This is a genomic window from Streptococcus oralis, assembly GCF_901543815.1.
Lineage (GTDB): Bacteria > Bacillota > Bacilli > Lactobacillales > Streptococcaceae > Streptococcus > Streptococcus oralis_CM.
Map to the genome: position 1 here is coordinate 690,332 of NZ_CABEIU010000002.1, position 12,872 is coordinate 703,203.

11 protein-coding genes are annotated in these 12,872 nt (G+C 42.4%); 7 read left to right on the forward strand and 4 right to left on the reverse strand.

Annotated elements, in window-relative coordinates; translation table 11 throughout:
* Positions 1-34 precede the first annotated feature (34 nt).
* Complete coding sequence (locus tag FQT28_RS03435) at positions 35-1,594, reverse strand: ATP-binding cassette domain-containing protein (protein WP_143989422.1); 1,560 nt, start codon at positions 1,592-1,594, stop codon at positions 35-37.
* 331 nt (positions 1,595-1,925) lie between these two features.
* Positions 1,926-2,255, reverse strand: coding sequence for a helicase BlpT (locus FQT28_RS03440; RefSeq protein WP_143989423.1), 330 nt, complete (start codon positions 2,253-2,255; stop codon positions 1,926-1,928).
* 168 nt (positions 2,256-2,423) lie between these two features.
* Between FQT28_RS03440 and FQT28_RS03445 the strand changes: the two genes are divergently transcribed.
* The 7 genes from FQT28_RS03445 to FQT28_RS03475 all read left to right on the forward strand — a co-directional run bounded on the left by FQT28_RS03445 (position 2,424) and on the right by FQT28_RS03475 (position 11,442).
* Positions 2,424-2,966 carry a YceD family protein gene (locus tag FQT28_RS03445; protein ID WP_143989424.1) on the forward strand — a complete coding sequence of 181 codons (543 nt, stop codon included), beginning with the start codon at positions 2,424-2,426 and terminating at the stop codon, positions 2,964-2,966.
* Complete coding sequence (gene nth, locus FQT28_RS03450; protein WP_143989425.1) at positions 2,967-3,596, forward strand: endonuclease III; 630 nt, start codon at positions 2,967-2,969, stop codon at positions 3,594-3,596.
* 209 nt (positions 3,597-3,805) lie between these two features.
* Positions 3,806-4,327 carry a bifunctional pyr operon transcriptional regulator/uracil phosphoribosyltransferase PyrR gene (gene pyrR / locus FQT28_RS03455; protein WP_000850018.1) on the forward strand — a complete coding sequence of 174 codons (522 nt, stop codon included), beginning with the start codon at positions 3,806-3,808 and terminating at the stop codon, positions 4,325-4,327.
* 18 nt (positions 4,328-4,345) lie between these two features.
* Entirely contained in the window at positions 4,346-5,269 is a 924-nt protein-coding gene (locus FQT28_RS03460; protein WP_143989426.1) for an aspartate carbamoyltransferase catalytic subunit, read from the forward strand.
* Between the two features lie 49 nt (positions 5,270-5,318).
* A complete protein-coding gene (locus FQT28_RS03465; protein ID WP_143989427.1) occupies positions 5,319-6,398 on the forward strand; it encodes a carbamoyl phosphate synthase small subunit in 1,080 nt (359 codons plus the stop codon).
* Between the two features lie 312 nt (positions 6,399-6,710).
* Positions 6,711-9,887 (forward strand): carbamoyl-phosphate synthase large subunit, encoded by a 3,177-nt coding sequence (carB, locus tag FQT28_RS03470; RefSeq protein ID WP_143989428.1) that lies wholly within the window; start codon positions 6,711-6,713, stop codon positions 9,885-9,887.
* 220 nt (positions 9,888-10,107) lie between these two features.
* A complete protein-coding gene (locus FQT28_RS03475; protein ID WP_143989429.1) occupies positions 10,108-11,442 on the forward strand; it encodes an Nramp family divalent metal transporter in 1,335 nt (444 codons plus the stop codon).
* 125 nt (positions 11,443-11,567) lie between these two features.
* Here the strand turns inward: FQT28_RS03475 and FQT28_RS03480 are convergent, their stop codons facing one another.
* Both FQT28_RS03480 and FQT28_RS03485 read right to left on the reverse strand, forming a co-directional pair.
* Positions 11,568-11,810 carry a type B 50S ribosomal protein L31 gene (locus FQT28_RS03480; RefSeq protein WP_000710762.1) on the reverse strand — a complete coding sequence of 81 codons (243 nt, stop codon included), beginning with the start codon at positions 11,808-11,810 and terminating at the stop codon, positions 11,568-11,570.
* Between the two features lie 95 nt (positions 11,811-11,905).
* Complete coding sequence (locus FQT28_RS03485; protein WP_143989430.1) at positions 11,906-12,841, reverse strand: DHH family phosphoesterase; 936 nt, start codon at positions 12,839-12,841, stop codon at positions 11,906-11,908.
* Between the last annotated feature and the right edge of the window lie 31 nt (positions 12,842-12,872).

Here is a 12,872-nt window from a genome sequence, read left to right on the forward strand (position 1 = left end):
GAGATCGTCTCTGGATTTTTGCTATGTTCAACATTTATAAATCTTGTAAATCAACAACTTCCAAACCACGATCTGTCAAACGATAGATACTCGTACAGACCTCTTTTAAGAAGCGTCTGTCATGCGAAACAGTGATCAGACCGCCGGGATAGGAGGCAAAGAGTTTTCTGATTTCGGGTTGAGAAGTGGGAGAAAAGTTTCGTGTGGGCTCATCCAGAAGGAGATAGTTTGGTTTGCGCAACACTAAATCTAAAAGTAGGAGTTTACCTTGTTGCCCACCAGATAGGGAGCGAATTTGGTGGTGCATCTCTGGATAGCTGAAATTGAGACTGGCTAGGTGAGATTGGATTTTCTGTAGTTCTTCTTTTTCCCCAGTTTTGCTGAGATAGGCTACTGGAGATAAATTCAATTGCAGTTTTTTATGGTAATCTTGTGGCATATAACCAAGTGAAATTTCTCTTTTGGCGCTTAGTAGTTGCTGCAACTTGGCTAACAGAGTTGATTTCCCAACACCATTTGGCCCGATGATACCGATTTTATCTTGGCCACGGACAGTGAGTTGTATCCCCTGAACTAAAATGCGCTCGCCAATGGATAAATTTTCTTTTTCCAGTTGGATTAAGACTTTAGAAGCCGGTAATGGTTGGATGTCTGAAAAGAAAAGTTGGATTTGTTCCTCTTCAAGTGGTTTTTGGGTCATGGACTGAGCTTCCTTTTCAAAGCGTTTTTCTTGAGAGAGAACAGTTTTCATCTTTTTAGCCAATAGGCGACCGGCAGTACTGTCTTTGGTAGCTCGAAGTACAGTTTCTACATTTTGCTTGACGCGACGATGCTTTTCCATGGTTTTGTCATAGGCTCTCTGGTCGTTAGCAGCTTGCTGACTTTGCCTTGCAAAACTAGCCTTTCTCTGCTCACTATAGCGATCATAGTCTAAATGCTCGACTAGCGTTTCCGCTTCTTTCCGATGCTTGACCAGCCGCAAGTGGACAATAGTATCTGCCGTATGAGAAAGAAAGTCTTCATCATGGGAAATGAAAATAACAGTTTGACTAATCTTTCGAATCTGCCTTTTTAGCCAATCAACCGTCTCAAGGTCAAGGTCATTTGAAGGTTCATCTAAAAATAGAATCTCAAAAGGTTTTGCTAACTCGTGAATGAGCTGAATTTTCAAAGCTTCGCCCCCTGATAGACTGCCAATTTCTTGGTCGCTAGCAAAACGGTCGCTATCAAAGTGCAACTCCTCCGCCAAACGATAAAGGATACTGTAGTCTAAATCAGCAGAATCTAAAAAGAAGTAGTCATGTAGAGTCCTATTTTTCAGGATTTCAGGGAGTTTTTGAGGAATGTAGGCCAGTGATTGAAGATCAGACTGGATGTCGCCCTTGATAGTAAAATCAGGTAATGCTTCCCCCATTAAAGCTCGTAGTAAAGTCGATTTGCCATTTCCTTCTTCACCAATAATAGCAACCTTTTCCCCGTCTTGGATAGTCGTGGTTAGGTCAGATACAAGATCTCGTAGATCTTTGTTTTGCGTGATAGTTAGATGGTTGATTTTTATCATATTGTTGCCCTTTCTAGAATGTCGATAGTGCATAACAAAAAGCTCTACTTTATCTAGTAGAGCCCAAAGTCACTGTCAAAACTCTATTATCCTCGTTGAAAAACTCGTCAAACTAGCTTGGAGTTGCCTAACCCAACCCAAGAGGAGCATAGCTTTCTAGTTTTTTGATTTTCAATGGGGACAAGATACTAGAAAATCTAGTATGAAAAGAGCACACAAAAAGAGACAAAAACAAGATCTACTAAATAAAGATTCTTTATTTGATAGACTTAGTTGTTCATGTCTCCCTTACCTCCGAGTATTAGTACCTCTATCCTATACCTTTCAGGAAATTTTGTCAATAGTAAACCTAAAATTATAAACTCTAAAATCCGAAAACAGGTCCATAGAGAGTCAGTACGTGTTTGACATGTTCGTAGTGGAACTTGCCATAGTTGCGCCAAGCGGTGCGTGCTTGATCATTCAGTTTTAGGCTACCCAGTCCAATCAGAAGACTGGTGCGTTGGTAAAATTTCTCAAGGTCGATTAAGATACTGTTGTCCAGCTTTTCTGCTGTTTTTAGTTCCTTAAGAGTGGTGTTCAGTAGCTCTTGCAGTCGAAGATCATCGGCTGTACCTTGTTTGCAACTTTGGTAGCTTTTATTTAACTCGGAAAGGAGTTGGTAAGCTTCAGTGATGAGTGCTTTATCTTCCATATGAGCATCCTCCTTGCTCTGGTGTATTCTTGCCTATAGTATAGCACTAATAGGAAAGTTTGTCATAGTAAATATGTTAAAAAATAAGATTTTAATATCAAAGTTTGGGAGGCTGACTTATAGCCTTTTCATGGTATAATCAAGTGAGTACATCTTTATGGAGGAAATATGAAGTTAAACATTCAAGAAATTCGTAAGCAGCCTGAAGGCCTACACTTTGAACAAACTTTGGACCTTGTCGCAGACTTGCGTAAACGTAATCAAGAAATTTTAGATGTCAAAGATATCCTAGCAGTGGGAAAGATCCAGTACGAAGACCGTATGTATTTTTTAGACTATCAGTTATCTTATACCATTGTCCTTGCTTCCAGCCGCAGTATGGAGCCAGTTGAGTTGGAGGAGTCTTATCCAGTGACAGAGGTCTTCATGGAAGGAGCAACCAACCAACTGGATCAAGAAGTTTTAGACGATGACTTGGTCTTGCCTATCGAAAATGGGGAAATCGACCTTGCTGAGAGCGTAGCAGATAATATTCTGCTCAATATCCCTATCAAAGTCTTGACGGCAGAAGAAGAGGCGGGCCAAGGTTTTGTGTCAGGAAACGACTGGCAAATCATGACTGAAGATGAATACCAAGCCCAACAAGCAGTCAAGAAAGAAGAAAACAGTCCATTTGCTGGCTTGCAAGGACTGTTTGATGGAGACGAGTAGATGGTTTTATCCAAGAAACGTGCCCGTCATGTCATAGAGGAAATTATTGCCCTTTTTCCAGATGCTAAGCCTAGTCTTGATTTTACCAATCATTTTGAACTCTTGGTTGCAGTGATGCTGTCAGCCCAGACGACAGATGCAGCGGTAAATAAGGCCACGCCAGGTCTCTTTGCTGCATTTCCAACGCCACAAGCCATGTCTGTCGCGACTGAAAGTGAAATTGCCTCACACATTTCCCGCCTAGGACTTTATCGAAATAAGGCCAAGTTTCTAAAAAAATGTGCCCAACAGCTACTAGATGATTTTGATGGTAAAGTCCCTCAGACTCGCGAGGAATTAGAAAGTCTAGCAGGTGTTGGACGCAAAACAGCTAACGTAGTCATGAGTGTGGGCTTTGGAATTCCAGCCTTTGCAGTAGACACTCATGTTGAACGTATCTGTAAGCACCATGATATTGTCAAAAAATCGGCCACGCCACTCGAAGTAGAAAAACGTGTCATGGATATTCTGCCACCAGAGAAATGGTTGGCAGCCCATCAAGCCATGATTTACTTTGGACGGGCTATCTGTCATCCAAAAAATCCAGAATGCGATCACTATCCACAATTATATGATTTTAGTTCGTTATAAGATGAAAATTTTATGTTTTTTTCTTGCATTGCTCCATTCTTTGTGATATAGTAATAACAATAAAATATTCCTTTAAACCTGTCCCGTGAGGCAGGCAAGGAGTCGGATCAATAGATAGCAGAAGTCTATACTCTTTACAGTAGGGCTGGCTTGGCTATACATTCTGAAGTCTCCTTGTTTAAGGAGACTTTTCTTTTTGGAGGTTTGTCATGAAGACAAAAGAAGTTGTAGACGAATTGACTGTCAAACGAGCGATTACGCGAATTACTTATGAGATTATCGAGCGCAATAAAGATTTGAATAAGATTATCCTAGCTGGGATAAAAACGCGTGGTGTTTTCATCGCTCATCGTATCAAAGAACGCTTGGAGCAGTTGGAAAACATCACTGTTCCTGTTGTGGAATTGGACACCAAACCTTTCCGTGATGATGTTAAAAGCGGAGAAGATACTTCTTTGATTTCTGTTGATGTGACAGACCGTGAAGTTATCTTGGTGGATGATGTACTCTATACAGGCCGTACCATCCGTGCCGCTATTGATAATATTGTTGGTCATGGTCGTCCTGCGCGCGTGAGCCTTGCGGTACTAGTAGATCGTGGACATAGAGAATTGCCAATCCGTCCAGATTACGTTGGGAAAAATATCCCAACTAGCCGTTCTGAAGAGATCATCGTAGAGATGACAGAACTTGATGGCCAAGACAGAGTTCTGATTACTGAAGAAGCTTAGAAAGCTGAAGGAGTAGCCATGTCAGAAAATCAACAAGCATTGAACCATGTGGTTTCCATGGAAGACCTCACGGTTGATCAAGTGATGAAATTGATCAAACGAGGAATCGAGTTTAAAAACGGAGTCCAACTCCCCTACGAGAACAAACCTATCGTATCGAATCTCTTCTTTGAAGATTCTACACGGACACATAAGTCCTTTGAAGTGGCAGAGATTAAGCTAGGATTGGAGCGACTGGACTTTGATGTGAAGACTAGTTCGGTCAATAAGGGTGAGACACTGTATGATACCATCTTGACACTGTCTGCACTTGGAGTAGATGCCTGTGTCATTCGTCACCCAGAGGTGGACTACTATAGAGAGTTGATTGCTAGCCCGACCATCACAACTTCGATTATCAATGGTGGGGACGGTTCAGGGCAACACCCTAGTCAAAGTTTGCTTGATTTGATGACAATTTATGAAGAATTTGGACATTTTGAAGGTCTTAAGGTGGCTATCGCTGGCGACCTCAACCACTCACGCGTTGCCAAATCCAATATGCAGATTTTGAAACGCTTGGGAGCTGAACTGTTCTTTGCAGGACCTGAGGAATGGAGAAGTCAAGAGTTTGCGGACTATGGACAGTTTGTAACTATTGATGAGATTGTTGATCAGGTGGATGTTTTGATGTTACTCCGAGTTCAACATGAACGCCACGAAAGTGGAGCGGTCTTTTCAAAAGAAGACTACCATGCTCAACACGGTTTGAACCAAGAACGCTATAATCGCTTAAAAGAAACAGCAATCATTATGCATCCTGCTCCAGTGAATCGAGATGTGGAAATTGCTGACCACTTGGTTGAAGCACCAAAATCACGCATTGTCCAACAAATGACCAATGGTGTCTTTGTTCGAATGGCAATCTTAGAATCCGTATTGGCGAGTAGAAGCGCCAACTAAAACACAAGACGTTAAAAGACGCCAGTGAGCGTCCACGAGAGGTGAAAATATGACAAAAAGACTTCTAGTATTAGAAGATGGCACAGTTTTTGAAGGCAAGGCCTTCGGAGCAGATATTGATGTAACAGGTGAGATCGTCTTTAACACAGGGATGACCGGCTACCAAGAATCCATTACAGACCAGTCTTATAATGGACAAATCTTGACCTTTACTTATCCTTTGGTGGGAAATTATGGAATTAACCGTGATGATTATGAATCCATCATTCCAACTTGTAAGGGAGTTGTCGTTTTCGAAGAGGCGCGTCGAGCTAGCAACTGGCGCAACCAAATGACGCTGGATGAGTTTTTGAAAGCCAAGAAAATTCCGGGTATTTCAGGGATTGATACGCGTGCACTTACCAAGATTATCCGTAAGCATGGTACTATGCGTGCAACCTTGACCCATGTTGGAGACAGTATGGACCATGTGACGGACCAGCTCCAAGCAACAGTCTTGCCGACAGACAATATCAAACAGGTTTCTACTAAAACTTCCTATCCAGCTCCAGGAGTTGGTTTGAGTGTGGTCTTAGTAGACTTTGGTCTCAAGCACTCAATTTTACGTGAACTTTCCAAACGCAACTGTAACGTGACCGTCGTTCCGTATTCAACAACGGCAGAAGAAATTCTCCACCTAAATCCTGATGGAGTTATGTTGTCAAATGGTCCAGGTAACCCAGAAGACGTTCCAGAAGCACTGGACATGATTCGTGGTGTGCAAGGGAAAATCCCAATCTTCGGGATTTGTATGGGGCACCAACTCTTTGCTATGGCAAACGGGGCTAAGACATACAAGATGAAATTTGGTCATCGTGGATTTAACCACGCGGTACGTGAGATTGCTACAGGCCGTGTAGACTTTACTAGCCAAAACCACGGTTATGCAGTCAGTCGTGAGGACTTGCCAGAGCACTTGATCATTACCCACGAAGAAATCAATGACAAGTCAGTTGAAGGTGTGCGTCACAGATACCAACCTGCTTTCTCTGTCCAATACCATCCAGATGCAGCTCCTGGTCCACACGACGCAAGCTACCTCTTTGATGAATTTATCGAGATGATGGAAGCCTTTAAACAATCAAATTAAGAACGAGCAAAAGCTCGTCGGAGAATTTATGTAACTGAACACGGACGGAAAGCTCGGAATTTAGAGAAACCAACTTGGATTGTCAATCCTTCCTTGGTTTCCTAAAATTCAATCGCTTTCTATTCGTCCTTTGTATCTTATTTAATGGCAACCAGAGAGTTGCCGAATAGAAAGGAGAAGGGTAGTCCGTATTTGCTGAACTGAATACGGGCTACGGACGGCGCTAAAAAGATAGTTATTCCTAGAACTGATAGTTCTTCGTCATAACTCCTATTTTAGCTTTGTCCGCTTGACGCCCTTAATATCTTATAAATGCCTAAACGTACTGATATTCAAAAAATTATGGTGATTGGTTCTGGTCCGATTATTATTGGTCAGGCTGCTGAGTTTGACTATGCGGGGACCCAGGCCTGCTTGTCTTTGAAAGAGGAAGGTTATGAAGTTGTCTTGGTGAATTCAAATCCTGCAACCATCATGACGGACAAGGAGATTGCAGACAAGGTCTACATCGAGCCAATCACACTTGAGTTTGTGACGCGTATTCTCCGTAAGGAACGTCCAGATGCTTTGCTTCCAACTCTTGGCGGTCAGACGGGTCTGAACATGGCCATGGAATTGTCTAAAAACGGTATTCTAGATGAGCTTGGTGTCGAACTTCTGGGGACTAAACTATCTGCTATCGACCAAGCTGAGGACCGTGACCTCTTTAAACAATTGATGGAAGAGCTTGAGCAACCAATTCCAGAATCTGAAATTGTCAACACAGTAGAAGAAGCAGTTGCCTTTGCAGCGACAATTGGATACCCAGTCATTGTCCGTCCAGCCTTTACCCTAGGTGGTACTGGTGGTGGTATGTGTGCCAACGAGGAAGAACTACGTGAAATCGCTGAAAATGGGTTGAAATTGTCACCTGTTACCCAATGTTTGATTGAACGTTCGATTGCAGGTTTCAAGGAAATCGAGTACGAAGTCATGCGCGACTCAGCTGACAATGCCCTCGTTGTTTGTAACATGGAAAACTTTGACCCAGTGGGGATTCACACAGGGGATTCTATTGTATTTGCTCCTGCGCAAACCATGTCAGACTATGAAAACCAAATGCTACGTGACGCGAGCTTGAGCATTATTCGTGCCCTCAAGATTGAAGGTGGGTGTAACGTTCAGCTGGCCCTTGACCCCCATAGCTTCAAGTACTATGTTATCGAAGTAAACCCTCGTGTATCGCGTTCGTCAGCCCTTGCTTCTAAGGCGACGGGTTATCCAATTGCTAAATTGGCTGCCAAGATTGCTGTCGGTTTGACTTTGGATGAGATCATCAACCCAGTTACAGGTTCAACCTATGCCATGTTTGAGCCAGCCCTTGACTACGTCGTTGCTAAGATTCCACGTTTCCCATTTGACAAGTTTGAAAAAGGTGAGCGTCGTCTTGGTACCCAGATGAAAGCAACTGGTGAAGTCATGGCTATCGGTCGTAACATCGAGGAGTCACTTCTCAAGGCATGTCGTTCACTTGAAATTGGCGTTCACCACAATGAAATGCCTGAACTTGCAACCGTTTCTGATGATGCCTTGATTGAAAAAGTTGTTAAAGCCCAAGATGACCGTCTCTTCTACGTATCAGAAGCCATTCGCCGTGGCTATACTCCAGAAGAAATTGCTGAATTGACTAAAATTGATCTCTTCTATCTTGATAAACTCTTGCATATCTTTGAAATTGAGCAAGAATTGGGCGCTCATCCTCAAGATTTAGACGTCTTGAAAACAGCCAAACTCAATGGCTTCTCAGATCGTAAGATTGCTGAACTCTGGAAAACAACAGCTGATCAAGTTCGCCAACTTCGCTTGGAAGGCAAGATTATCCCAGTCTACAAGATGGTCGATACGTGTGCGGCAGAGTTCGACTCTGAAACCCCATATTTCTATTCAACCTATGGATGGGAAAATGAATCTATCAGATCTGACAAGGAATCTGTACTAGTACTAGGTTCGGGTCCAATCCGTATAGGACAAGGGGTTGAGTTTGACTACGCAACTGTTCACTCGGTTAAGGCTATCCAGGCTGCTGGCTACGAAGCCATCATTATGAACTCAAACCCAGAGACAGTTTCTACAGACTTCTCGGTATCTGACAAGCTCTACTTTGAACCATTGACTTTCGAAGATGTTATGAATGTTATCGACTTGGAGCAACCAAAAGGCGTTATCGTTCAGTTTGGTGGTCAAACAGCTATCAACCTTGCGGAGCCATTGGCAAAAGCAGGTGTGACCATCCTTGGTACGCAAGTCGCTGACCTAGACCGTGCCGAAGACCGTGACCTCTTTGAACAAGCGCTTAAAGACTTGGATATTCCACAGCCACCTGGTCAAACAGCAACTAATGAAGAAGAAGCTGTGCTTGCAGCTCGCAAAATTGGTTTCCCAGTTCTCGTTCGTCCTTCTTATGTTTTGGGTGGACGTGCTATGGAAATCGTGGAAAATGAGGAAGACCTTCGCTCTTACATGCGTACCGCTGTTAAGGCTAGTCCAGACCATCCAGTCCTTGTTGACTCTTACATCGTTGGGCAAGAGTGTGAAGTCGATGCCATCTCAGACGGAGAAAATGTCCTCATCCCTGGTATCATGGAGCACATTGAACGTGCCGGTGTCCACTCAGGTGACTCAATGGCCGTTTACCCACCACAAACCTTGTCGCAAAAGGTTCAGGAAACTATCGCAGACTATACCAAACGCCTAGCAATCGGTCTTAACTGTCTTGGTATGATGAACATACAGTTTGTCATCAAGGATGAAAAAGTCTACGTTATTGAGGTCAATCCGCGTGCTAGCCGTACGGTTCCATTCCTGTCTAAGGTAACCAATATTCCTATGGCTCAAGTAGCAACCAAGCTCATTCTTGGTCAAAGTCTTGAAGAACTTGGCTACCAAGATGGACTTTATCCAGAAAGCACTCGCGTTCATATCAAGGCGCCAGTCTTCTCCTTTACGAAACTAGCTAAGGTAGACAGCTTGCTCGGTCCTGAAATGAAGTCAACAGGGGAAGTTATGGGTTCTGATACTACTCTTGAAAAAGCTTTGTACAAGGCCTTTGAAGCTTCTTACCTGCACTTGCCAACTTTTGGAAATGTGGTCTTTACCATCGCTGATGATGCCAAAGATGAAGCCTTGGACTTGGCTCGTCGTTTCCAAAATATCGGCTACGGTATCCTCGCGACAGAAGGGACAGCAGCCTTCTTTGCGAGTCATGGACTGCAAGCTCAACCTGTTGGTAAGATTGGTGACGATGAACAGGATATCCCAAGCTTTGTCCGCAAAGGGAAAATCCAAGCGATCATCAATACTGTCGGAACCAAACGAACTGCTGACGAAGATGGGGAGCAAATCCGTCGTTCAGCCATTGAACACGGAGTGCCACTCTTTACAGCCCTAGATACAGCTAATGCCATGCTCAAGGTGCTAGAAAGCCGTAGTTTCGTCACAGAAGCGATCTAGTTGAGAAAGAATTTTCACAGTTTTAAAGCCAGCGTCAAAAAACGCTGGCTTTTACAATACTGATATTGTTTATTTCAACTATCATTTGTTTTCTTAGGAATCATTCTAAAATGTGATATAATAAGGGTGAATTGGAAATAGGTAAACTATTTTCATCATTCTTTCAAAAAATATTCTATTAAGAAATATGTAAAGACAGATTAGAAAGTGGGAAATCCCTATGTCCTCTTATGAAAAAGTCTCTCTTTCTGAGATCAATCAATCTATTGAGACTCCAAATAACAATCATTTTTGGCAAAATCTAAAAGCATTCTTAGGACCTGGTGCACTTGTGGCAGTTGGCTACATGGATCCTGGAAATTGGATTACCAGTGTGGTTGGTGGCGCCTCCTACAAGTACAGCCTTTTATTTGTTATTTTAATTTCATCCATCATTGCTATGCAGCTACAACAGATGGCTGGGAAGCTCGGTATCGTGACTAGGATGGACCTAGCGCAGGCCACAGCTCATCATGCTCCCAAGTGGCTTCGCTATAGTTTGTGGGTGATTTTAGAATTAGCTTTAATGGCGACAGACTTGGCTGAGGTTCTAGGTTCAGCGATTGCCTTAAATCTTTTGTTTAAAATACCGATTATGGTCGCTATCCTCTTAACCGTTTTAGATGTATTTCTTTTGTTGTTGTTGATGAAATTTGGCTTCAAAAAAATTGAAGCCATTGTTACGACCCTAATTTTAACCATATTAGCCATCTTTACCTATCTGGTGGCCTTATCCAGTCCAAGTATTCAGGGTATTTTTGGTGGTTACTTACCAACTCCAACATTATTTGAAACACCATTGCCTGGTCATGAAAGCCAATTGACCCTGGCTCTAGGAATTGTGGGAGCGACAGTCATGCCCCATAATCTCTATCTTCATTCCTCTCTATCCCAGACAAGGAAAATCAATCACAAAGATAAGAAGGATGTTCGAAAAGCCGTGCGTTTTATGACCTGGGATTCAAATCTTCAGTTGTCCTTAGCCTTTATTGTCAATTCCTTACTTCTTATTTTAGGGGCCTCTCTCTTTTTTGGTCATGCATCTGAAATTTCAGCTTTCTCCCAAATGTACAATGCTTTACAGGATTCGACGATAGCAGGAGCGATAGCCAGTTCAACTCTGTCAACTTTATTTGCTCTAGCTCTCTTAGCAAGTGGTCAAAATTCGACCATTACAGGCACTTTGACAGGACAGATTGTCATGGAAGGTTTCTTACATCTAAGATTGCCTCAGTGGCTTATCCGTATCGGTACCCGTATTTTTGCCTTGCTACCTGTGATTATAGTCGCCGTTTTATTTGGGTATCAAGAAAAAACCTTGGATCAGTTATTGGTCTATTCACAGGTCTTTCTTTCAATCGCTCTTCCGTTTTCAATTTTCCCCTTGATTTATCTAACCTCTAAAAAGTCACTGATGGGAGAATTCACCAATGCCAAGTGGAACACAATCCTAGGTTACGCAGTTTCCATTATCTTAACCATTCTCAATATCAAACTTCTTTTTGATATTTTTTAAACTTGTTCAAATTAGTTTTCGGTACTAGCTTGAAGCTTGATATTGAGATAATAGCAGTGGTTGGTTCATAAAAACATAAAAAGAAGTAAAAAAAAAAAGAACAGTAGTAACTGTTCTTTTTATGATTATTTGAGACCGTATTTTTTGTTGAAACGATCCACGCGTCCATCTGCTTGAGTGAACTTTTGACGTCCAGTGTAGAATGGGTGTGAGTCTGATGAAATTTCCACACGGATCAATGGGTAAGTTTCGCCTTCGAACTCAACAGTTTCGTTAGAGCGTTTAGTTGAACCGCTAAGGAATTTGTAACCAGTAGTTGTGTCCATGAAGACAACTGGGCGATATTCTGGATGGATATCTTTTTTCATTTTGCAATATTTCCTTTCTGCCATGGTCTCTTTGCGAGCCATAGATTGTTACCATACTAGTCTATCAGATTCTAAAAAGTTTGGCAAGTATTTTATTAGTTTTTAAGCAAGTTTTTTAACTTTTGATAGATGATTTCGTTTTCTTCTAGACTATAGGAATTGGCACCACTGGCTAATGGATGCCCTCCCCCGTCGTGTTGTTTGGCTATTTCATTGATAGGGGTGATTTTACTGCGCATTCGCACACGGAAGTGACCATCAGCTTGCTCAACAAAGATAGCCCAAGCCTTAACAGTATCGATTCGACCAGGTGCTCCGACAATTGCAGCCGTTTCAGCATCCGTAACCTTGTATTGTTTCAAGATGTCTTGAGTAAGCAGAACGCGTGCAGCTCCATTCTCATCGACTTCTAAATGATCATAGACAAAGCCTTGCAATTTTGCAATCTTGAAGCTCATAGTATCCATTTGACGAGACAATCCAGCAAAGTCAAAATCAACTTCTCGGAGCTGGCCAGCTATTCTAAAGGTACGGGCACTGGTTGAAGGGTAGAGAAAACGCCCTGTGTCCCCGACAATTCCTGCATAGAGAAGTCGTGCCGTTTCACTAGACAAAGATAGCTGATTTTCTTGAGCAAATAGAGCGATCATCTCACTGGCACTGCTTGAACTTGTATCCACCCAAGATAGGTCACCATAGATATCATCATTGGGATGGTGATCGATTTTGATGGTGAAAGCAGCTTGTTCATAGCGTTTATCATCGATACGAGGACGATTCGCTGTATCACAAATAATAGCAAGGGCTCCTTGGTAGTCACTATCTTGGACAGTATCCATTTCCGCCATCCAAGCTAGAGTTGGTTCGTTAAAACCGACTGCTTTGATGGTCTTTTCTGGAAAATGGTGTTTGAGAAGAGCTTTCAAGCCTACCTGACTTCCCAAGGCATCAGGATCTGGTTTCATATGACGATGAATGATAATGGTATCGTATTCTTTGATTTTCTCTAATATTTGCTGGCAAATTTCCATAAGTAACCTCAATTCTTTCTCATTTCATTGT